The organism is Streptococcus oricebi (assembly GCF_017883985.1).
GTDB classification, from domain to species: Bacteria; Bacillota; Bacilli; order Lactobacillales; family Streptococcaceae; genus Streptococcus; species Streptococcus oricebi.
In genome coordinates this window covers 44,798-68,108 of sequence record NZ_PRDG01000004.1, presented here as the reverse complement: position 1 = coordinate 68,108, position 23,311 = coordinate 44,798, and the positions used below count along the sequence as shown (strand labels likewise).

At 42.6% G+C, this 23,311-nt stretch carries 20 protein-coding genes; 19 read left to right on the top strand and 1 reads right to left on the bottom strand.

Features of this window, described 5'->3' with window-relative positions:
* Positions 1-101 precede the first annotated feature (101 nt).
* The 8 genes from C4K46_RS07010 (at position 102) to C4K46_RS06975 (ending at position 9,145) form a co-directional block, all read left to right on the top strand.
* Positions 102-1,085, top strand: a complete 984-nt coding sequence (locus C4K46_RS07010; protein WP_209628188.1) for a LacI family DNA-binding transcriptional regulator — start codon at positions 102-104, stop codon at positions 1,083-1,085.
* Between the two features lie 250 nt (positions 1,086-1,335).
* Complete coding sequence (locus C4K46_RS07005; protein ID WP_209628187.1) at positions 1,336-2,370, top strand: hypothetical protein; 1,035 nt, start codon at positions 1,336-1,338, stop codon at positions 2,368-2,370.
* Complete coding sequence (locus C4K46_RS07000; RefSeq protein WP_209628186.1) at positions 2,363-3,319, top strand: NAD(P)-dependent oxidoreductase; 957 nt, start codon at positions 2,363-2,365, stop codon at positions 3,317-3,319. Before C4K46_RS07005 ends, C4K46_RS07000 begins: the two co-directional genes overlap by 8 nt.
* Positions 3,320-3,347: 28 nt before the next feature.
* Positions 3,348-4,799 carry a PTS transporter subunit IIC gene (locus C4K46_RS06995; RefSeq protein WP_209628185.1) on the top strand — a complete coding sequence of 484 codons (1,452 nt, stop codon included), beginning with the start codon at positions 3,348-3,350 and terminating at the stop codon, positions 4,797-4,799.
* Between the two features lie 54 nt (positions 4,800-4,853).
* A complete protein-coding gene (locus C4K46_RS06990; RefSeq protein ID WP_209628184.1) occupies positions 4,854-5,843 on the top strand; it encodes an amidohydrolase family protein in 990 nt (329 codons plus the stop codon).
* Between the two features lie 102 nt (positions 5,844-5,945).
* On the top strand, positions 5,946-7,469 hold the full coding sequence (locus C4K46_RS06985) for an FGGY-family carbohydrate kinase (RefSeq protein ID WP_209628183.1): 1,524 nt from the start codon (positions 5,946-5,948) through the stop codon (positions 7,467-7,469).
* A gap of 13 nt (positions 7,470-7,482) precedes the next feature.
* Positions 7,483-8,223 carry a sugar phosphate isomerase/epimerase family protein gene (locus tag C4K46_RS06980; protein WP_245335158.1) on the top strand — a complete coding sequence of 247 codons (741 nt, stop codon included), beginning with the start codon at positions 7,483-7,485 and terminating at the stop codon, positions 8,221-8,223.
* Position 8,224: 1 nt separating this feature from the next.
* Positions 8,225-9,145, top strand: coding sequence for an AEC family transporter (locus C4K46_RS06975; RefSeq protein WP_209628182.1), 921 nt, complete (start codon positions 8,225-8,227; stop codon positions 9,143-9,145).
* 103 nt (positions 9,146-9,248) lie between these two features.
* Here the strand turns inward: C4K46_RS06975 and C4K46_RS06970 are convergent, their stop codons facing one another.
* Positions 9,249-9,839, bottom strand: coding sequence for a sugar O-acetyltransferase (locus C4K46_RS06970; RefSeq protein WP_209628391.1), 591 nt, complete (start codon positions 9,837-9,839; stop codon positions 9,249-9,251).
* A gap of 119 nt (positions 9,840-9,958) precedes the next feature.
* Here C4K46_RS06970 and C4K46_RS06965 point away from each other — a divergent pair, with 119 nt between their 5' ends.
* The 11 genes from C4K46_RS06965 (at position 9,959) to C4K46_RS06915 (ending at position 22,798) form a co-directional block, all read left to right on the top strand.
* A complete protein-coding gene (locus C4K46_RS06965; RefSeq protein ID WP_209628181.1) occupies positions 9,959-11,617 on the top strand; it encodes a BglG family transcription antiterminator in 1,659 nt (552 codons plus the stop codon).
* A 223-nt stretch (positions 11,618-11,840) separates the two neighbouring features.
* Positions 11,841-12,542: a CPBP family intramembrane glutamic endopeptidase gene (locus C4K46_RS06960; protein ID WP_209628180.1), complete on the top strand. Its 702-nt coding sequence runs from the start codon at positions 11,841-11,843 to the stop codon at positions 12,540-12,542.
* A gap of 188 nt (positions 12,543-12,730) precedes the next feature.
* Positions 12,731-13,822, top strand: coding sequence for an L-ascorbate 6-phosphate lactonase (ulaG, locus tag C4K46_RS06955; protein WP_209628179.1), 1,092 nt, complete (start codon positions 12,731-12,733; stop codon positions 13,820-13,822).
* A 310-nt stretch (positions 13,823-14,132) separates the two neighbouring features.
* Entirely contained in the window at positions 14,133-16,103 is a 1,971-nt protein-coding gene (gene tkt / locus C4K46_RS06950; protein ID WP_209628178.1) for a transketolase, read from the top strand.
* Between the two features lie 41 nt (positions 16,104-16,144).
* Positions 16,145-16,672, top strand: coding sequence for a hypothetical protein (locus C4K46_RS06945; RefSeq protein WP_209628177.1), 528 nt, complete (start codon positions 16,145-16,147; stop codon positions 16,670-16,672).
* A 112-nt stretch (positions 16,673-16,784) separates the two neighbouring features.
* Positions 16,785-17,273, top strand: a complete 489-nt coding sequence (locus C4K46_RS06940) for a prolyl-tRNA synthetase associated domain-containing protein (protein WP_209628176.1) — start codon at positions 16,785-16,787, stop codon at positions 17,271-17,273.
* A 120-nt stretch (positions 17,274-17,393) separates the two neighbouring features.
* Complete coding sequence (gene yajC, locus C4K46_RS06935) at positions 17,394-17,720, top strand: preprotein translocase subunit YajC (protein WP_209628175.1); 327 nt, start codon at positions 17,394-17,396, stop codon at positions 17,718-17,720.
* Positions 17,721-17,848: 128 nt separating this feature from the next.
* The gene (locus tag C4K46_RS06930) at positions 17,849-18,598 is read left to right on the top strand and encodes an isoprenyl transferase (protein ID WP_209628174.1); all 750 of its coding nucleotides are present in this window, start codon (positions 17,849-17,851) and stop codon (positions 18,596-18,598) included.
* A gap of 9 nt (positions 18,599-18,607) precedes the next feature.
* The gene (locus tag C4K46_RS06925; protein ID WP_209628173.1) at positions 18,608-19,411 is read left to right on the top strand and encodes a phosphatidate cytidylyltransferase; all 804 of its coding nucleotides are present in this window, start codon (positions 18,608-18,610) and stop codon (positions 19,409-19,411) included.
* Between the two features lie 218 nt (positions 19,412-19,629).
* Positions 19,630-20,886 (top strand): RIP metalloprotease RseP, encoded by a 1,257-nt coding sequence (rseP, locus tag C4K46_RS06920; RefSeq protein WP_209628390.1) that lies wholly within the window; start codon positions 19,630-19,632, stop codon positions 20,884-20,886.
* 55 nt (positions 20,887-20,941) lie between these two features.
* The gene (locus tag C4K46_RS06915; RefSeq protein WP_209628172.1) at positions 20,942-22,798 is read left to right on the top strand and encodes a proline--tRNA ligase; all 1,857 of its coding nucleotides are present in this window, start codon (positions 20,942-20,944) and stop codon (positions 22,796-22,798) included.
* Positions 22,799-23,311: the final 513 nt, after the last annotated feature.

The following is a 23,311-nucleotide window of genomic DNA, read 5'->3' as shown; positions in this document are numbered from 1 at the left end:
TTATTAGCTTTCTAGAAAAACCTTATTGAAAGTGCTATAATGATTCTTATAAACAAAAGTTATAATTTTTCCAATCGTAAAACTTGTTTAGAGAGAGAATTATGCCAAAAAAAGTAACAATTACCGATATAGCAAATTTAGTCGGAGTATCTAAAGCAACAATTTCTTATTACCTTAACGGGAATACTCATAAGATGTCTCTAGAAACCAGGGAGAAAATTAGACAAACGATTGAAGCGACAGGTTATCAGCCCAATAAAATTGCTCGTAGTTTAGTCACCAAAGATACAAAAACAATCGGGGTTGTGATTGCAGATATTACAAATCCCTTTATTTCTAGTGTTATTAAGGGAATAACCGATACTTGTACAAGCAAGGGTTACACGGTTACATTTACTAATTCAGATAATCAAGAAGAAATTGAACAGGAAAATATTGCAAGATTGAAACAGCAGAATGTATCGGGAATTATTATTGATACAGTAGATGCCAATTCGCCGAATATATCTCAATTAGCCTTTGATAAGACGGTAATGGTAGACCGCCAAGCTAAAAAACTGCGCTTGGACACTGTCGTTTCTAATAATCGTGAATCGACAGTGAACTTTTTAAGAGAGATGAAAAAGGCAGGCTATCAGGAAATTTATTTTGTGTCTTTTCCAATTGAAGGAATTTCTACTCGAGAAATGCGCTATCAAGGCTTTATGGAAGAGGTGACAGAAGATTCCAGTCATCTTTTAATATTGGAGGAACCTGGAGTTGAAAAAAGAATCTACGATTTGATTCAGAAAGCTAAGGATAAAATAGCTTTTTTCACCATGAATGGTCCGACTCTTCTAGCTTTTATGAAAATTGTTAACAAGACTTCCTTTAGATATCCAGAAGACTTTGGGCTAGGTTCTTATGAAGACTTGGCTTGGATGGATGTTTTAAATCCTAATGTTTCTTGCATTAGGCAGGATTCTTATCAAATAGGTGTATTGGCAGCTAGACACTTATTAGCTAAACTAAAAAAAGAAAAGAGTAGCTCCTCACCTAAATTACTAGTTGTTCCCAGTGAATCAGTTATTCGTAATTCTTTTTAAACGACCAGGCAAGCTAGTCATTTTATTTGACTGGCTTTTTTAAAATGGTAAAAAAATATTCTGGAAACGCTTGCAAAAAAATCAAAAATAGTTTAGAATAGAAAATGTAAAAAGTTAAACGTTTAACTTTAACTTTAACTTTAACTTTAACTTTAACTTTAACTTTAACTTTAACCTTCGGGTCGCTTATATTTTTTTGAAAATTAGTTAACCGTTTCACCTAAGAGGTGGAACTAGAAAGGAGGCAGTAGTGTTAGTAGAAAAGATTATTGAGGATGCTTTAGATTCTTGTTATGCAGTTGCTCGCTTGACTCATGACCAAGAAGACTACCTCTTGGTTGCTTCTGAAACAGAAAATCCTTGCTTTGCTTATGATTTAAACAGGGAGTTAAAAAGAAGCTTAGTCTGGGAAACTGTTGGAGGCACGATGTCCATTATCCAGATTCCTGGAAGTTTAGACTTTTTGGCGACTCAGGCCTTTTATCCAGGCTTTAACGCCAAAGAATGTCGTATTATTCGTGGTTTTTATCAGGGAAATGGGCAGTGGAGTATTGAAGAAGTAGCCACCTTCCCTTACCTACATCGCTTTGACTTGATTCAAGACGCAGATGGAAAGATTCTTTTTGTTGGTTGCACGATTGCTAATTCAAAAGCCTATGTTGAGGATTGGACGGATGATGGAAAGATTTTTGTGGCTTCCTTTAATCCGATATCTTCAAAACTGGAAGGCATGAAAGAATTGGAGCTACGCTTGAAAAAAAATCATGGATATTATGGCCGAGCAGAAAAAGGCTATTCCTTGATTACAGGTGTGGAAGGAATTTATAAACTTCACTATCCAGCCTACAGTCAGTCAGGCCAGTGGGAATTAGAGCAGCTTTTTTCTGAGGAGACTAGCGATATTGTCCAATATGATATGGACGGCGATGGCCAGATAGAAAATTGTATTATCCAGGGTTTTCATGGGGATCGTTTTCGGATTTTAAATGAGGACTTTACTAAGGAATTATTCCACTATCCAGAGCCAACTCCCTTTGGTCACGCTATTTGGTCAGGTGAACTCTTAGGAAGACCGACCTATTTATTTGGTTGGAGAGCTGGGGCAAAGCATTTTGTAGCCTTTACTTACCAAGACGGTCAATGGGTAGAGCAGATGATTGACAAAGGAGTTGCTTCAAGTAATTGTTTGGCCTTTGTTAAGGACGGGGATAGTTATATTTTTTCAGCTAATAATGGGCTAAACCAGGTTGCCCTATATAAATTAAAGGAGGAAGCAGATGTCTAAAAAGAAAGTTCTGGTAACAGGAATTGTACCCAAGGAAGGTTTGACTAGGCTCTTTGAGCTTTATGATGTAACCTATTCAGAAGGAGAGCCCTTCAGTCGGGATTACGTCCTAGAACATCTGAAGGAATATGATGCTTGGTTGTTAATGGGACAAAAGGGCGATCGTGAAATGTTGGATGCGGGAGAAAACTTGCAGATGATTTCATTGAATGCCGTAGGTTTCGATCATGTTGATATTGCCTACGCTAAAAGTAAAGGCATTCTTGTTTCTAATTCCCCTCAAGCTGTTCGAATACCAACTGCTGAGATGACACTAGCCTTAATCTTAGCGACTACAAAACGTTTGGCCTTTTATGACCAAGTAGTTCGTCGTGGTGATTGGTTGGATCCGAGTGAGCGTCGTTATCAGGGAATGAGCTTACATGGAGCTACTTTAGGAATCTATGGCATGGGACGCATTGGTTCGACTGTAGCTAGCTATGCCAAAACCTTTGGTATGGAGGTTCTCTATCATGATGTTCACCGACTACCAGCTGAAATTGAAAAAGAATTGAATGTGACCTATGTTGAATTTGACGACCTAGTTACTCAGGCTGATGTGATTACGATTCACGCCCCTTCCTTACCATCAACCAAACATAAGTTTAACAAAGATGTGTTTAAGAAGATGAAGAATCGCAGCTACTTGGTCAATGCAGCTAGAGGTCCGATTGTAGCGGAAGCTGATCTTGTGGAAGCCTTACAGACGGGAGAAATTGCTGGAGCGGGCTTGGATGTATTTGAATTTGAGCCAACTATTTCTGAAGAATTGAGAGCTTTGGATAATGTAATTATGGCACCTCATGCAGGTACTGGTACGATTGAAGCTCGCAGGATTCTGGCTGAGGAAGCTGCTGAAAATATTATTGCTTTCTTTGAGGGTGAGCCAGTCAATGTTGTAAACAAATAATAATTAAAGAAGGATTAAAGGTGGTTATATGCTAGAAGCATTGCAAAACTTTTTCAACGTTTTTGGTGCATCGATTGTTGTACCAATCATGATTTTCATTGTGAGCCTTTTTCTTAAAGTGGCTCCCAAACGTGCCTTTTTCAGTGCCTTGCGCGCTGGAGTTGGTTTGACTGGTTTTGGTTGGGTTATCTCGGCCTTTACTCCACTAGTGACCAAATATGTCCAACAAATGGTCGAATCTGCTGGCTTAAATTTGCCGATTGTTGATATCGGGTGGCAAACAGGTTCGCTGACAGCCTTCTCCTCTTCTATCGGTCTATCATTCTTTGTGTTTGGTTTGTTAATCGAATTGGTCCTCTTCCTTCTAGGAATTACTCGTGTCTTTGTACCTTCTAATTTGTGGAATAACTTTGGTTATATGATTTGGGGAACCATGGCCTATGCTGCAACTGGAAATTTTGTCTTATCCTTTGCTTTTATGGTCTTCGTACTGCTCTATTCACTGATTATGTCAGAAGTAGTAGCAGATCGTTGGTCAGATTACTATGGGGTTAAAAATGCTACGATTAACTCCATTCATAATATTGAAACACTCATTCCAGCCTTGGTCTTGGATCCTCTTTGGAATTTACTAGGTATTAACAAGGTTAAATTAAATCCAGAATCTCTTAAGACAAAGTTAGGAATCTTTGGAGAACCTATGACTCTAGGTTTTATTCTAGGTTTGATTATTGGTATTTTGGGTAGTCTTAAAGAGTTAGGAAAGATGGAAGCTTGGGGAGGAATTCTTGGCTTTGCAATGTCTCTAGCAGCCGTTATGACTATTTTCCCACTAATTACAGGAGTGTTTGCAAGCGCTTTCGGTCCCCTGGCTGAAGCTGTTGAACGCAATAAGAAGAAAGAAAGTGAAGCAGAAGCAGAAGTTGCCGCTAAAAAGCGCTGGTTTATCGCTGTTGATGATGGTGTTGGATTTGGAGAGCCTGCAACCATCATAGCTGGTCTTATTCTTGTGCCAATTATGGTAGCAGTATCCTTGTTATTACCAGGAAATCGTGCCTTACCAGTGGTAGACTTGATTGCCATTCCCTTCATGATTGAAGCTATGATTGCGGTCTCTAAGGGAAATATCCTTAAGGCTATCTTGAACGGAATTGTCTGGTTTTCACTAGGCCTTTACGCGGCAAGTGCACTTGGTCCAATCTACACAGATGCGGTTGTTAAATATGGTGCTGTTCTTCCTGCTGGTGTAGCTCTAATTATGAGTTTCAATCTTTTGGCTCATCCGCTAACAGCCTTGGTTTTCTTTGCTTGGATTTCAGGAAATCCACTATATATTGGAATTACCATTCTCATCTATCTGGCCTTCCTCTTCCTACTTCGTACTCGACGTGAATCCATCTTTGCTTATCTGCGTAAAATGGCTGATAAGAATAGTGGATTTGAAGGAAGTAAAGAAAAAATCTTTATTAGTGAAGACTAATTTTTATCACCAACTATCATTTTATTGGATTCATATAAATTGGAGGAATTAAACATGAAAAAAATTGACGGACACGCTCATATTGTTGATACTATTGCTGGTTTTAATGGAAAAGGTCGTTTGAATGCCTTGGGAAATGGCTATGCAGTTTGGGATGATGGTGAGCTCATCAAATTGATTCCAGATGGCTATGGAGATAAAGACTTTTCAGCAGAGGCCTTTTTGAAATTTTTAGATGCTCATGGTATTGAGAAGGCTGTTATTTTGCAGGGACATTTGAATGGTTATCAAAATTACTATACTCACCTAGCAATGAAACGTTATCCAGATCGTTTTACAGGGGCGTTTTCAGTGGATCCTTATGCTGATAATGCCATGCAAATTGTGCGTCGGCATGTAGAGGAACTCGGATTTAGAGCGATTAAGTTTGAAATTAGTCAAGGTGGGGGTATCCATGGTTATCGCGGCCAAAAAACACCTTTCCGCTTAGATACAGATCCCCATATCAGTTTAATTCTTAGCTACTTATTGGACTACCCAGGCTTTGTCGTAACAGTTGACTATGGAAATTATGATCAAATTAGCCATCAGCCAGACGCTATTGCAAATCTAGCTCGTCTATATTCCAGTTTAGATTTCGTTGTTTGTCATTTGTCTTTCCCTCACGCGGATACTCCAAACCGACTCCGTGCCGAGTTAAATATGTGGAAAGATTTGGATAATATTTATACAGATATTTCTGCTATTCAAGACATCGATCGACCAGATGCTTTTCCATTTCCTAAATCTGAACAAAATGTTCGGATTGCTAAGGAAATTCTTGGAGCTAAGCGTATTATTTGGGGAACCGACTCGCCATGGTCAGCAACCTTTAATACTTATGAAGAGTTGGCAACTTGGCTAGAACATGTAGACATCTTTACACAAGAAGAGTTAGAGGATGTCATGTATAATAACGCTGAGCGCGTATACTTCAAACCGTCAGCAGTCAAAGCTAATCGTGAAGCGGTAGATCCCGCAACAAAAGATTTAGGCTTGTATTAGTCTACTTTTTAGCTAGACTATCAATTCTTTAATATGTTAAAATGGGTGGGAGAAGGTAGCTAAACGACCGTTCTCCCTCTTTTATTATTAGAAAGGGATTTTATGCGTTATTTTTTAAGTATTGACTATGGTGGGACTAATACCAAGGTGATTTTATTTGATGAAGAAGGTCAGCAAAGGGCGGTATCTTCCTTTGGAACGATGAAGATTGAAGAAAAGCCAGGTTATCGAGAAGTTGACTTACAAAAGGCTTGGAGTGGAATCGCTCAAGGGATTCGTCAAGTTCTAGAAGAGTCTCAAGTTCCAGTTGGACAGGTCGCTGCTGTCGCTACCATTGGTCATGGAAAGGGCCTTTATCTGTTAGATAAAACAGGGAAAGAGTTTGTTAACGGGATTTTATCTACCGATGAGCGGGCTAGTCAATTAGCTAAAAAATTTGAAAGTCGTCTGGATGAAATTTGGCCTCTAACCAAACAGCATGTAGTAGGTGTTCAAAATCCTGTTTTATTAAGATGGCTGAAGGAAGAGCAGCCCCAAGTATATGAACAAATTGGAGCCGTTTTATCAGCAAAAGATTTTGTGCGTTTTAAATTAACGGGCCTCATTCATCAAGAAATAGGGGATGCTTCTGGCAACCATTGGATCAATTTTGAAACAGGGACTTACGACAGTCGCATTACAGACTTTTTCCAAATACCAGAAATATATGATATTCTGGCTCCCTTAGTTGACTATAAAGAGATTGTAGGAGGGGTCAGTGCTCAAGCAGCAGCTGAGACAGGCTTATTGGAAGGAACTCCTGTTATTGGTGGCCTTTTTGATATTGATGCCTGTGCAATTGGTTCGGGAGTCTTGAGCTCGGATACCTTTAGTATCATTTCAGGTACCTGGAACATCAATACTTATCCTAGTAAGAAAGCTGCTAGCAAAGAAAGTGGTTTAATGCATTCCTATTTTCCTAATCGTGACTTTTTAGTGGAAGCGGGAAGCCCAACATCGGCAGGAAATCTAGATGCTATGATTAAAATGTTGATGATGGAAGAAATTCAACATCTGAAACAAACAGGCGGTTCAATTTACGATTTGCTAGAAGTATTTTTGGCTGAGACTGATGCTCGTTTTAATAAAATTCTATTCTTCCCTTTCTTATATGGGAATAATATTGGACAAAATGCAGAAGCCTGCTTCTTTGGTTTAACGACCCAATCTAGTAAGTCAGAGATGATTCGAGCAGTCTATGAAGGGGTAGTTTTTGCTCATAAACAGCATATCGATCAACTGATAGCAGGTTTAGGTCAGGCTCCGAAGGTTCTCCGTCTTTCTGGAGGAGCTACAAATTCGCCTGGTTGGATGCAAATGTTTGCTGATATTTTAAATGTTTCCGTAGAAACAGTTGATGCCACAGAGCTAGGTGGACTAGGTGGAGCTATTTCCTGTTTACAGGCACTTGATCATTTAACTCTAGAGCAGGCTGTAAGCGCCATGGTCCGAGTCAAAGAACGTTTTGAACCACAAGCGTCAGAAACTATGATTTATAACCAAAAGTACCAGGTCTATCAAAACCTACTTTTAGCTATGGCCCCGGCTTGGAAAGAGCTTTGTCAATTAAGAAAGAATTTAGATTAAGGAGCCTATTGTGATGAAGAAAGAAGATTTAATCTTAAATACTATTGTTTTTAAAGAATATCTGGATCGCGGCTTAGTCCAAAAAGATTTGTTAGAGTTAGCCCATTCTTTAGGAGTTCGGAGAGTGGAGATTCGTCGTGAATTTATTCAAGATCTAGCTGGAGAGCTACAGAGCATTAGGGAAAAAGCTGACCAGTTGGGGATACAACTTTTTTATAGTGTTAATGAAGACTTTATCGTTGAAGCTGCTATAAATCCCCTATTGCCTCAGTTACGAGAAGAGGCCTCTATTTTAGGAGCCCCTTTTGTAAAATTAAATACGGGCGATGCCTCAAAAATATCCATTGAAACCTTGGCCAAGTTGCTACCAGACTTGCAGGAAGGAGTAGGAGTCAGGGTTGAAAATAATCAGACTCCAGGTCACGCTAGCCTAAAGAACTGTAGTCTAACCATGCAAAAGATTAAAGAGGCAAATCTGCCGCTTAGTTTTGTATTTGATACTGGAAACTGGGCTTGGTTGGGAGAATCTCCTTTAAGAGCAGAAGAGGTACTAGGAGACTACACTAGTTATTTACACTGTAAAAATTATCAAAAGACTGACCAAGGTATAGGAGTAACTAGCTTATTTAAAGGGGAAATCGACATTTTAGCCATGCTTACTAGGTTCAAGGATGTGGACTTGATTGCCCTAGAGTATCCATGCCCCATTGATACCCTCAAGGCTGATATTGCTAAGCTAGTAGGAGAGTTCTAGCATGATATTGATTCTCCTTGAAAGGATTGCCTCCCTCTTTTTAATTGTAGTCTGTGGATATTTTCTTGTAAAAAAAGGACTGGTTGACTATAAGTCAAGTAGGGTGCTTTCGGTTATCAGTATTTATTTGATTACACCAGCTGTGATTATTCATTCTTTCCAGATTGACTATAGTCCTGCAATTAGAGATAATTTTCTATTATCTATTTTTGCAGCCATCTTGATTCATGCCTTGATTATGCTTGTTACTGAAGTTCTTAAAAGGCTCTTCAACTACAATGTTGTTGAACAGGCGTCGATGATTTATACAAATGCAGCTAATTTGATTATTCCACTTATTGTTTCTTTGTTTGGACAAGAATGGGTCATTTATTCTTCAGCCTTTATCATGGTGCAATTATTTATTTTTTGGACTCATGGTCTGTCTCTATTTTCAGGAAAAAACCAATTTGATTTAAAATCCTTTCTGACCAATATCAATTTAGTATCAATTTTCATTGGTGCCAGTTTCTTTTTCTTGCGGATTAAGTTACCAACCTTTCTGAATGGGGCCTTGGCTAGCCTGTCGGCAACAATCGGCCCAGTAGCTATGATTTTATTGGGAATGATTATTGCGGGTAGTCATTATGGACGAAAATATTGGAACTTACGGACCTTGTTTTATGTCTTTACAAAAATGCTCTTTCTTCCATTACTTCTAACGCTTGCCCTTAAATGTTTAGATAGTTTTCAAATTCTTAAGGACAGCTCAACAATTTTGACCATTTCCTTGCTTGCTGCAGTAGCACCATCAGGAGTTGCTATCATTCAGATGGCACAATTATATAATAGGGATGTTGAAGAGGCGAGTTTGATTAACCTATTGACTACCATGTCGAGTATTATTACTCTTCCGATGATGGTTTGGATTTTCACATTATAAAAAATAGCATAGAATCCTTGCTTTAAAATGTGATTCTATGCTATTTTTATATATTTATTTTAAGTAAAATTGTCTAGCTAACTCTCTACTTCACCCCTGTTACTTAAGGTTGGTATCCAGTCCGATCATTTTCTGTGATTTGTCGAATGACTCGACAAGGAACCCCTGCCGCAACCACATTGTCAGGAATATCATGGGTAACAACACTACCAGAACCGATGACGCTATTTTTTCCAATAGTGACTCCTTGATTGACGTGTACCCCTGCCCCTAGCCAAACATTATCGCCAATTGTAATTGGTTTGGCATAGCAAGCTCCTTGGCTGCGTTCTTGAGCATCAATAGCATGATTGGAAGTATACAAACCTACTCGAGGTCCGAAGAGGACATTGTTTCCAATAGTGATTCCCCCACCATCTAATAAGACACAGTCAAAGTTAGCATAAAAATTATCACCAATTGAAGTATTGTAACCAAACTCGCATCGAAGGGTGGGCTCGAAGTGAACGTTGGAGCCGATGGAATGAAAAAGCTCTTTCAAGATAGCCTCACGCTCTTGGGCCGACTTGCCGAAACTTTCGTTATAGGCGTTAGTTAGAAAGACAACTTTTTCTCTTGCTTCAACCAGTTCAGGCGTGAGATCATTGTACATAGCACCAGACAGGATCTGGTTATTTTGTTCTTTAAGGTTCATAAGCATTCCTCCATTTCTAGTATACCATAGAAGTTAGAAAACGGTCTCAAAAAATCCGCTATCCGTGGCTGATATATGGTATACTAGATATATTCTGTATTTTATTAGAAAGGCTTCCGATGTTACTTAACAAAAATAGTTGTACCCTTCTTCGTTACTTATTGGAGCTAGAAGAACCAGAAACGATTATGGAGATTTCTCGTAACACGGGCCAGTCTCGACGAAAAATTTATTATCACTTGGATAAAATCAACGACGCTCTCCCCCAAGGAGTGGATAAGATTGTCAGCCGGCCTCGGGTTGGTCTCTTATTAACTGCCGGACAAAGGCTTGCCTGCCAGAGTTTACTAAATCAAATAGACTCATATAGCTATGTATTGAGCATGGAAGAGCGCATGCAGTTGATTATCCTCTTTGTTTGTGTGCTCAAGGAAAGGGTGACGATTGAGAAGTTAATCGAATTGACTGAGGTTTCCCGCAATACGGTTTTAAATGATTTGAATACCTTGCGTAATCAGTTAGCAGTGGAACAATATCAGGTGAGTTTGATTACAACCAAGTCGCAGGGCTATGTCTTGAAATGCCATCCCCTAAACAAGGTCCAGTATGTCCACGCGCTTTTGACTAAAATTTTTCTAGAAGGAACGACTAGCTTTATCAGGGTCTTAGAAGATAAAATAAGGGCTTATATCCAAGATGACCTACTCTTATCTAAAGTGCTTCAAGGCTATCTGTCCCAACAAGTCCACTTTATCGAGCAGGACCTGGGGAAAAAGATTAACCGTTATGAGTTAGAGTTTATGCTGCGGATTCTGCCTTATCTCCTTCTTTCTTATCGGAATATGGTCTTGAGCGAGCAGGCCAAGTCTGACTTGAAGAGAGAGTTTAGCCTGATTCGTAAACGGGTAGAGTATCGGACTGCCCAAAAATTACAGGAACTTCTAAATCAAAAATTAGGTCTAAAACTAGATGAAATAGAGGTTTCATGGATTGCTATCCTCTTGCTATCCTACCGCAAGGACCAGGATATTCATGCGACTAGCCAGGATTTTGCAGATTTGAGAGTGGCCGTGGATAATTTTATTTGGCAGTTTGAGGCCCATTCTCCCTATGAATTGGAAAACAAGGAAAACTTGGCCCGCAATCTGATGATTCATTGTAAGGCCCTCCTCTTTCGTAAGACCTATGGTATTTTATCTAAAAACCCCTTGACCCGGCATATTATCCATAAATATCCTGAGCTATATGCTTATACAGAGAAAAATGTCTCTATTCTGGAAGAGGCCTGGTTGATTTCTTTGACCAGAGATGAAATTGCTTATCTAGCCATGCATCTGGGAGGGGCCCTAAAGCATCAGGCGCCTGAACAGAAAAAGACCAAGCAGGTCTATATCGTCTGTGATGAGGGAATTGCTGTTCAGCGGCTCTTGCTCAAGCAATGCCAGTCTTATTTTCCAGCTGACTACATCAGGGCGGTCTTTACCAGCGAGCAATACAAGAGTGTGGAAGATTTGTTGGAGGCCGATTTGGTCATCGTGACCAGTGATGGGCTCAATAGCAAATTTCCTCTTTTACAGGTGAAGCCGATTCTTGATTATGAAGATGCGCTTAAGTTAAAGCGTTTCGCAAACTACGATTTGCTGGACGCAGAACACAGTGACTTTAGGTCGGAGCTAGAGCGCCTGCTCAGCCATTATCTGAGCAATAAAGAGGAGGCCCAGGAACTCCAGTACCAGATTGAAAATCTAGTTGAAAAACAAATTTTGACCGATAACTAGTCTTAATAGGCAGTTCAGGAACAAAAAAAGACAGTTTATGGATTTTTGTTCACTTTTGTCAAAAAATTTGTTAGAATCTTGGCTAGAAAGGGCTGACCAAGAAATGAAGGTGGTTGGAAGGCGAGGGATATTGCTTGGAATGACAAGCTGAAACTAGCTGATAGACAAGTCAATCTCTCAACTAAATCACTCAGCCGCTGGGCAGTTATACCAATAGAAAAACATGAAAAAAATTATCCGCTATAGCTATCCTATCTGCTTATTTTATTTCTTAAGAGTCCTCAGCATTATCTGGATTGAGCTTTTTTTGCAGGGAGGAAGAATTGAGCCCTACAGCGATTTTCAGCTGACTTTTGAACTTACGCTCTTATTGGTGACCAGTCTGGCTGCTTTTGGGGCCATTTATTACTGGGGGGATAGGTCTATCTTTAAATGGCCCAAAATAAAAGTGAGCTATCTGTTAGCAACAATCGGCCTTTATTTCTTTCTGCAAGTTTTCAATCAGTACTATTGGCGGTGGTTTCCTTATCATATTACGGAAAATCAAAAAGCCCTAGACGGTATTGTCTACGCTCATCCAAGCGCCTTTGCCTGGGGGAGTCATTTGTTCACCTCGTCGCTTTTGGGACCCTTGCGAGAGGAGCTAATTTTTCGCGGGGCCTTCATGACGAGCTATTTCAAGGAGTCCAAGTATTTTTTAGATGTTTTTCTTTCAGCCATAGCCTTTTCCTACTTTCACATGATTGGTTTTGCCTGGTCCTGGATTGACTTTTTCTTCTATCTGGTGGCCGGTTTAGTTGTGGCGCTGGTTTTTCGCTATAGCAAGTCCATCTACTATCCCTTGCTTTTCCATATTGCTTGGAATGTCTCTAGTTCCTGGAGTCACATTTGGAGTTTTATTTATTGGTATCTTATCAATCCCTAGAGTGCCTGCAAGTTTCAACTTGCGGGGCTCTTTTTATGCTCTCTAGCTCTCCCAGCCAATAGAGCTAGTGGTCAAAAATAAAGTCCAATTTTGAACACTATCTTGTGTTTTATTTGGTCTTTTTTTCTGGCTTAGTCAAGGCTATACTAAAGGAGTAGAATAAAATTCGTTTCGAGGAGGAGTTAACTATGCCTAATGTAAAAGACATCACTAGAGAGTCTTGGATTCTATCAACCTTTCCAGAATGGGGAACCTGGCTGAATGAGGAAATCGAGGCAGAAGAAGTTCCAGAAAATAACTTTTCTATGTGGTGGTTGGGAAACTGTGGAATTTGGCTAAAGACCCCAGCTGGTGCTAATGTGGTTATGGACCTCTGGTCCAATCGTGGAAAATCAACCAAAAAAGTTAAGGACATGGTTCGGGGCCACCAAATGGCCAATATGGCAGGTGTTCGTAAGTTACAGCCAAATTTACGGGTGCAACCAATGGTTATTGATCCCTTTATGATCAATGAATTGGACTACTATCTGGTTTCTCACTTCCATAGTGACCATATTGATCCTTATACAGCAGCTGCCATTCTCAACAATCCTAAGTTAGAGTATGTCAAATTTATCGGACCTTGGCATTGTGCGCGCATTTGGAAGGAATGGGGAGTTCCTGAAGAGAGAATTATTGTGGTTAAGCCGGGCGACACAATCCAACTAAAGGATATGAAGATTCATGCGGTTGAGTCCTTTGACCGGACCTGCTTGGTTACTCTTCCAGTTGAGGGAGCAGACAAGACAGGTGGCGAGTTGGCTGGCCTAGCAGTTACCGATGAGGAAATGGCCCAAAAAGCGGTCAACTATGTTTTTGAAACACCAGGTGGAACAGTCTATCATGGGGCAGATTCCCACTTCTCAAACTACTTTGCTAAGCACGGTAAGAACTTCAATATCGATGTTGCCCTCAATAACTATGGGGAAAATCCTGTCGGTATCCAGGACAAGATGACCTCGGTAGACCTGTTAAGAATGGCCGAAAATCTACGGACCAAGGTCATCATTCCAGTTCACTATGATATCTGGTCTAACTTTATGGCTTCAACCGATGAAATTCTAGAATTGTGGAAGATGCGCAAGGAAAGACTGCAATACCAATTCCATCCATTTATCTGGGAAGTTGGTGGCAAATACACCTATCCACAAGATAAGGACAGAATCGAATACCACCACCCACGTGGCTTTGACGACTGCTTCGAGCAAGACTCCAATATCCAATTCAAGGCCTTGCTATAATTTTTGAAGAATCATTGGAAGCAGTCTGCTCGTTTCCATAGATTTTCAATAGCTATAAAATACGTAAATAAGATTATCCGTATGTTGCGATATGCGGATAATTTTCATATAATAGAGAAGAATAGAAATTTAGAGTGTCAAGGAAGGCAACCTTTTCCAAAAGGGCTGTCTGGTCGCCTATTAGGGCCCAGGAACTGGAAGGAAAACTGTAAATAAATTAGACCATTTTTGGTTTTATCTGCTATCTGAGACGACTCAAATTCAGAGGCCGACCCTTGGGTCTTGGTCTCACAATCGGAAAGGAAATTCTATGTCAAATTTATCTGTCAATGCAATCCGCTTTTTAGGAATTGATGCCATTGAAAAATCCAAATCAGGTCACCCAGGTGTGGTTATGGGGGCAGCCCCAATGGCCTATGATTTGTTTAGCAAGCAAATGCGTATTACGCCAGAGCACCCAAACTGGATTAACCGCGACCGCTTTATTCTTTCAGCGGGTCATGGTTCTATGTTGCTCTATGCCCTCCTGCACTTATCAGGCTTTTCAGATGTGTCTATGGACCAGATTAAAAACTTCCGTCAATGGGGTTCTAAAACTCCAGGTCACCCAGAATTTGGCCATACAGCTGGTGTAGATACAACGACTGGACCTTTGGGACAGGGGATTTCAACTGCGACTGGTTTTGCTCAAGCAGAGCGTTTCCTAGCTGCCAAGTACAACCGTCCTGACTTTAACATCTTTGATCACTATACCTATGTTATCTGTGGGGACGGTGACTTGATGGAGGGGGTTTCTGCTGAAGCGGCGTCCTATGCAGGTCTGCAAAAACTGGACAAGTTGATTGTACTTTACGATTCAAACGACATCAACTTGGACGGAGAAACCAAGGACTCCTTTACAGAGGATGTTCGCGCTCGTTATCAAGCCTACGGTTGGCATACAGACTTGGTTACTGAAGGGACAGACCTTGCAGCTATTGATGCAGCCATCGAAAAGGCTAAAAAAGCTGGCAAACCAAGCTTGATTGAAGTCAAGACAGTTATCGGTTACGGCTCACCAAATAAACAAGGGACCAACGGAGTCCACGGTGCTCCTCTAGGGGCAGAAGAAGCAGAAGCAACCCGGAAAAATCTTGCCTGGGACTATGCTCCATTTGAAATTCCTCAAGAAGTCTACGATGATTTCAAGGTCAATGTAGCAGAGCGTGGAAAAGCAGCCTATGAGGCCTGGGCTAAATTGGTTGAGGACTATAAGGTAGCTCACCCAGACCTGGCTCAAGAGGTAGCGGCTATTATCGAGGGACGTGAACTAGCAGAGCTCAAGGAAGCAGACTTCCCAGCTCATGAAGCAGGCTTCTCTCAAGCAACTCGTAATTCTTCACAAGATGCCCTTAATGCGGCTGCCAAGGTCTTGCCAACCTTCCTGGGTGGTTCTGCTGACCTGGCTCATTCAAATATGACCTACATCAAGGAAGACGGCCTGCAAGATGATGCCCACCGCCTCAACCGCAATATCCAATTTGGTGTGCGTGAGTTTGCCATGGGGACTATCTTGAATGGTATGGCTGCTCATGGTGGTCTTCGAGTCTATGGTGGTACCTTCTTCGTCTTTTCAGACTATGTCAAAGCGGCGGTACGCCTATCAGCCCTTCAAGGTCTGCCAGTGACCTATGTCTTTACCCACGATTCTATCGCTGTCGGTGAAGACGGACCTACCCATGAGCCAATCGAACACTTGGCTGGTCTTCGGGCTATGCCAAACCTCAATGTCTTCCGCCCAGCGGATGCGCGGGAAACCCAGGCTGCTTGGTATCTGGCCCTAACTAGCCAGTCTACCCCATCTGCCCTGGTTCTCACTCGTCAAAACTTGACAGTAGAAGAAGGAACAGACTTTAAGAAGGTGGCCAAGGGGGCTTATGTGGTTTATGAAGCAGCAGGCTTCGATCGTATCCTCCTTGCTTCAGGATCTGAAGTTAACTTGGCAGTAGCAGCTGCTAAGGAATTAGAAACTCAAGGAATCAAGGTACGGGTGGTTTCTGTACCATCTACCGAACTCTTTGATGCCCAAGATGCAGCCTACAAGGAAGAAATCTTGCCAAATGCCATCCGTCGCCGTTTAGCTGTCGAAATGGGTGCGACCCAAAGCTGGTACAAGTATGTTGGTCTAGATGGTAAGGTCCTAGGTATTGATCGTTTTGGCGCATCAGCACCAGCACCAAAGGTCATGGCAGAGTATGGCTTTACGGTAGAAAACCTTGTGGAGCTTGCCAAAGGTTTATAGGATAGCAACTATTTTTGATTAGATTTTCGGAGGATCTTTGTATGAAAAGAAGGACATATATTTTTACTTTAGTGACTCTGACTTGCTTGGCCTTGGTGGCTTGTTCCAGCCAGTCAGGGACAGATAAGAGCCAAGCTTCGACCGAGCAAAAAACTAGTAGCACTAGCTCTGCTAGTCAAGAGGCAAAGGCTAGCCAGAGTTCCAGTGACCAAAGCTCGACCGATCAGGCTAGCTTCTTGACTGATGAGGAAATTAAGGCTGCCAAGACAGTAGGTGATTTCAAGACTTTGAATGCCAAATGGATTGACAGTCTGATGAAAATGGTCAATGACTTGGGGGTAAGTGTAGCAGAGTCAAACAAGGAGGCCTATCAAAAGCAGGTAGACGCTCTCAAAACCCAGCTAGAGGATACTAAGAAAGAATTTGATAACGGTATGGCCCAGCTAGGAGCTGATAGCGTAGAAGTTCCAGACGGAACCCGCCAGGCCATTGCAGAAAATCTCAAAGGCTCTCTGAAATTTGCTCAAAAAATGCTAGACGAAAACAAAAAACTAGCCCAGAATGGCTAGAAAATAAGAAGTTGGGACTATTTATCCCAGCTTTTTTGTTTTAGTCGCAGACCATTAGCCTTTTCTTAGGCATAACATGATATAATAAAACTAAAAAAGAGCGAGGTGTCTTATGACCAATGAGGAATGGATTTATGCCAAGTTAGATGAGATGGGGATTGTCTATGAGCGACTGGATCACGAGCCTATTATGTCGGTGATTGAGGCGGCTGAAAAAGGCATTGTCCTGCCGGGCTGCCAAGTAAAAAATCTTTTTCTAAGAAATAAGAAGGGCCGTCGCTTTTATCTGGTTATCCTGCCCGATGAAAAGATTGCTGACCTCAAGCAGCTGGCGGAGCTACTGGGTGAAAAAGGGCTTTCCTTTGCTAGTGATGAGCGTTTGGAGGAGCTCCTAGAGGTCAAGCCGGGGGCGGTGACGCCTTTTGGACTGGCCTTTGACCGGGATAAGAAGGTCCAGGTCATTATTGATGAAACGGTTCCTCTAGATGCCCAGGTTGGTTTTCACCCCTTTGTCAATACCACCACCCTCAATATCGCCTATTCAGACCTGCTCCGCTTTTTGGACTGGACGGGTCATGAGGTCCGACGGCTAAACTGCTAAGCTGTTCAGAGAAGGAGTCAGTCTCTAGATGGATTTGCCCTGCTGGCTAAGACTCTTTCTTGTCAATCCTTCCAAAATCTGTTATAGTAGTAAGAAAATGGAAATCCAAAGGAGTAACAAATGAATTATTCATTTTTGATAATGTTGGTTGTCATGGTCGGACTTATGTTTTTCATGCAACGTTCCCAAAAGAAACAACAGGAAAAGCGCCTGGAAAGCTTGAAGAAATTGCAAAAAGGCTATGAGGTTGTCACCATTGGCGGTCTTTATGGAGTGATTGATGAGGTTAATCAAGACAATCAAACGGTCGTTCTTGATGTTGATGGCGTTTATCTGACCTTTGAGCTCTCTGCTATCAAGACAATTTTACCTCAGGCTGAAGGACAAGTGGCTGCTGAAACTGCGGGGGCTAGCGACCTATCGGACGAGTCAGCGATTGAAGAGTAAAATCTGGGAAGAAAAATAAAGGGCCTAGGCTCTTTTTCTTTTGGGCTCTTGCAGAAACGGCCTATCTTGTACATTTTCTAGTCTTTTATGGTATAATAAAATGATTAAACTTTAGCAGGAATAAGGACATGTTTAAATTTAGGAAAAAAGACAAACTCCAACTCCCGCTTGATGTTCCCAAGCATATCGGAATCATCATGGACGGGAATGGTCGCTGGGCCAAAAAACGCATGCAGCCGCGCGTTTTTGGCCACAAGGCCGGAATGGAGGCCCTGCAGGGGGTAACCATTGCCGCCAAAAACTTGGGTGTCCAGGTCTTGACCGTCTATGCCTTCTCAACGGAAAATTGGTCACGACCGGAAAAAGAGGTCAAGTTCATTATGAACCTACCGGTGGAATTTTATGAGCGCTATGTCCCAGAGCTTCATCGCAATAATGTTAAGATTCAGATGATTGGGGATGTTTCGCGTCTGCCTGAGGCGACCTATGAGTCTTTGAGAAAGGCGGAAACCTTGACCAAGCTCAATACAGGTTTGATTTTAAACTTTGCCCTCAATTATGGGGGGCGGGCTGAAATCACCCAGGCCGTAAGGGCGATTTCCCAAGATGTCCTAGATGCCCGACTTAATCCGGGAGACATTAGTGAGGAAATGATTGGTGACTATCTAGAAACCAACCGCCTCCCTCGCCTCCTAAGGGATCCGGATTTAATCATTCGGACCAGTGGTGAGTTGCGCCTCAGCAATTTTCTGCCCTGGCAGAGTGCCTATAGTGAGCTCTATTTTACAAACATCATGTGGCCGGACTTTGATGAGGCGGCCTTGAAGGAAGCTATCTTAGAATATAGCCGACGTCAGAGACGTTTCGGCGGAGTATAGGAGAAGATAATGGATAAGGACTTACAAAAACGGGTTATTTTTGCCGGACTGGCCCTAGCTATTTTCATCCCCCTACTATTGGCAGGAGGGATCCTCTTTCAGATAGGAGTTGGCCTCTTAGCCATGCTAGGGGTACATGAGCTACTGAGAATGAAGAGGCTCTCTTCGGTGACCATTGAGGGAGTTTTGGCCATGTTGGCTGCCTTTGTCTTAACCCTCCCCTTAGAGAACTACTTGACCTTTTTGCCTAGCAATGGCAATACGGTCGCTTACAGCCTGATTGTCTTTCTGCTTTTAGGCTCGATTGTCTTTGGCAAGACCTATACATTTGACGATGTGGTCTATCCGATTGCGACCAGCTTTTATGTGGGTACTGGCTTTCACGCCCTGATAGCTGCCCGTCTGGCTGGAGTAGACAAGGTCCTTCTGGCCCTCTTGATTGTTTGGGCGACAGATAGTGGAGCCTATCTGGTCGGTCGAAAGTTCGGGAGAAGAAAGTTAGCACCTAGTGTTTCTCCTAACAAGACCTTAGAAGGTAGTTTAGGTGGAATTGTCTCAGCTTTTCTAGTGACTCTCGTCTTTCTAATTTTTGATAGGACGGTAGCTAGTCCTCATGGTTTTCTGACTGTTTTGGTCTTTTCTATCTTCTTTAGTATCGCCGGGCAATTCGGAGATTTGGTAGAAAGTAGTATCAAGCGTCATTATGGTGTTAAGGATTCTGGGAAATTCATTCCTGGTCATGGCGGGGTCTTGGATCGCTTTGATAGCATGCTCTTCGTCTTTCCGCTCATGCACTTCCTAGGTCTCTTCTAACTAAAGAGAAAATTCTTCCTAGCCTACTTGGCTGGAAGCAAATGGCTAAAATTGATTATATAAAGGGATGGGACTTGGGCCCAGCTCTTTCATTTGCAGAGCTTTTAGTCTCAATCAAGGCGCTTTTTATTCTGGGCTTGTTAGGCTAATTTTGCAATTTTTAAATAAGATTATAAATAGATATAGAAATATAAGAAGGGAAGGTGGATGATTTACCTATGGGAATACTTGCCTTTATCATCATCTTTGGGATTATCGTAGTCGTCCATGAGTTTGGACATTTCTACTTTGCCAAAAAATCGGGCATTCTGGTGCGTGAGTTTGCTATTGGAATGGGACCGAAAATATTCTCACATATCGGAAAGGACGGGACCTCCTATACCATTCGGATTCTCCCCTTGGGCGGCTATGTGCGCATGGCTGGTTGGGGCGATGATCGAACAGAAATAAAGCTGGGCAGTCCTGCTAGTCTGACCCTTAATGAAGCAGGCCAGGTTACTCGGATTAACCTTTCTGGCAAGCAGCTGGACCAACAGGCCCTCCCCATCAATGTGACTAGCTTTGATTTGGAGGACAAGCTGACCATCAAGGGGCTGGTCCTAGACCAAGAAAAGACCTATCCGGTCCATCATGATGCAACAGTGGTCGAGGAGGACGGGACAGAAGTGCGGATTGCGCCGCTAGATGTCCAGTACCAGAATGCTTCTATTTGGGGCCGGCTCATCACCAACTTTGCAGGCCCTATGAATAATTTTATCCTGGGTATCCTAGCCTTTAGTCTCCTCTTCTTTATCCAGGGAGGCGTACCCAACTACCAGAGTAACCAAGTAAAGGTTGTTGAAGGTGGGGTTATGGCCAAGGCTGGTCTAAAGACCGGGGATCGGATTGAAAAAATCGATAACTATACAGTAAAAAATTGGGCAGAATTGACAGAGGCCGTAAAAAAGGCGACAGACCAGGCCAAGGGTCAACCCCAATTAAGGGTGACGGTCTCCAGCCAGTCAAGCCGCAAGGAAGTTCTTGTGGAGCCCAAAAAGCAAGATGGGGTCTATCGAATCGGTGTTCAACCTAGCCTTAAAACGGGCTTTTTGGATAAGCTAGTAGGCGGTGTGCAAACAGCCTGGACCACAGCGACCAATATTTTAAATGCCCTCAAAAACCTTTTTGTCCGGCCTAGCCTGGATCAACTGGGGGGACCAGTAGCCATCTATCGGATTAGTAGTCGGGCGGCCCAGAGTGGTCTCAACGATGTGATTGTTCTTTTAGCCTCCCTTTCCATCAATATCGGAATCTTTAACCTGATTCCTATCCCGGCCTTGGACGGAGGAAAGATTGTTCTCAATCTCTTGGAGGTCATTCGTAGAAAACCGCTCAAGAGAGAAACCGAGACCTATGTGACCCTGGTCGGTGTTGTCTTTATGCTAGTCTTGATGCTGGCCGTAACCTGGAATGATATTATGCGGACCTTCTTTTAGCGGCTAGTAAAGTCAAGAGTCGCTTAGACTTATGAATTAGAAAAAAGGAAAGAATATGAAACAAAGTAAAATGCTGATTCCTACCTTGCGAGAAATGCCTAGCGATGCGCAAGTGATTAGCCATGCCCTGCTTTTGCGGGCTGGTTATGTCCGCCAAATTTCGGCTGGAATCTATACCTACCTACCCCTGGCTAACCGAGTGATTGAAAAAGCCAAGAAAATCATCCGAGAAGAATTTGAAAAGATTGGGGCAGTAGAAATGCTAGCTCCGGCCCTGCTCAGTGCCGACCTCTGGCGGGAGTCTGGCCGCTATGAGACCTATGGGGAGGATCTCTATAAGCTTAAGAATCGGGAAAAGTCTGACTTTATTTTAGGACCGACCCATGAAGAGACCTTTACAGCCCTGGTCAGAGACTCGGTCAAGTCCTATAAGCAACTGCCCCTCAATCTCTATCAGATTCAAGCCAAGTATCGGGATGAGAAACGCCCCCGAAATGGCCTCTTACGGACCAGAGAATTTATCATGAAGGACGCTTATAGCTTCCATGCAAATGATGAAAGTTTGGATCAGGCTTACAGTGACTATAAGGCAGCCTATGAAAGAATCTTCCAGCGCAGTGGCCTAGACTTTAAGGCCATTATCGGTGATGGTGGAGCCATGGGGGGCAAGGATAGCCAAGAATTTATGGCCATCACCCCAGCCAGGCTTGATCTCGACCGCTGGGTCATTTTGGACAAATCGGTAGCTAGCTTTGAGGAAATTCCAGCAGAAGTTCAGGAAGAAATCAAGGCAGAATTAAATAGTTGGCTGGTCTCAGGAGAGGACACCATTGCCTACTCCAGTGAGTCTGACTATGCGGCCAACTTGGAGATGGCAACTAGCGCCTATAAGCCAGGTAGCCGAGTAGTAGCTGAGGCAGAGATGCTTAAGCTGGAGACGCCTAACTGCAAGAGTATTGATGAGGTAGCCGCCTTTCTAGAGCTAGCAGAAGAGGAAACCATTAAGACCCTAGTTTATCTAGCAGACCAAAAGCCAGTCGTCGCCCTTCTGGTAGGAAATGACCAGCTCAATGATGTGAAACTAAAGAACTATCTGGCAGCTGATTTCCTGGAGCCAGCCAGTGAAGCAGAGATTAAAGAAATCTTTGGGGCACCTTTTGGTTCTCTGGGACCAGTTGGTCTTGCTTCTGATATTCGGATTGTTGCCGATCTCAAGGTAGAAGGCATGAAGAATGCTGTTGTTGGGGCTAATGAAGAGGGCTACCACCTAACCGGTGTCAATCCTGGTCGGGACTTCTCAGCAGAATATGCCGATATTCGGGAAGTTCGTGAGGGTGAGCCATCGCCCGATGGTCAAGGTGTCCTGCAATTTGCGCGGGGTATCGAAATCGGCCATATCTTTAAGTTGGGGACCCGCTACTCTGAAAGCATGAATGCGACAGTCCTTGATGAAAATGGTCGAGCTACTCCGGTTATCATGGGCTGTTATGGAATTGGGATTAGTCGCCTTCTGTCAGCTGTCTTGGAGCAACATGCCCGACTCTTTGTCAATAAGACTCCAAAGGGAGACTATCGCTATGCTTGGGGAATTAACTTCCCTAAAGAGCTGGCCCCCTTTGATGTCCACCTGATTACAGTGAATACCAAGGACCAAGAGGCCCAAGACTTGACCGCCCAGCTAGAAAGTAGACTGATGCAGGCAGGCTATGAGGTCTTGACTGATGACCGCAATGAGCGAGCAGGGGTCAAGTTTAGTGATAGCGATCTGATCGGCCTACCTATCCGGGTCACAGTTGGTAAGAAAGCGGCCGATGGAATCGTTGAAGTCAAGATTAAGGCCAGCGGAGATACTATTGAAGTCCATGCGGATAATCTCCTAGAAACCCTGGAAATTCTCTCCAAAAAGGACTGAAAATAAAAAAGGGCTCTTTGTCAACTGTAATGGGGAGAATATGTATTACTATTACTAATGATACTTTTTGATATGGTGCTCGGACGCCAGCTCGAAAGCTCACCTGTCGCTTGACGCTAACTCTAACAGGAGCTAGCTGAACGCTTACGGGAGCTTTCTTTCGTTCAGTCGATTGCGAGCCAATCGACTGAAGCTTGTATTCATGGCTAAACTCTGAGCCTAGATCTCAGAGTTTCCGTCTCTCATCAGAATTATAATTCTGATGAGAGATATCACCATTCAAAAGTATCCTTTACAATTTATTTCACAAGGTAGAAGTTGAAATCAGACCATTACTAGATTGTAAGAGTATATTTTGACTTGAACTAATTTACCCACTACAGATATTATAGAGCCCGAAAAGCTACAACCTGGACAAGACTAATTTGGTCTTGTCTTTTTTGATGTATGCAATGTTTCCATAAGCCCACCGGCTCGCAAGGGCTAGTTGGAATAGGAAGAGGAAGCTTGGCT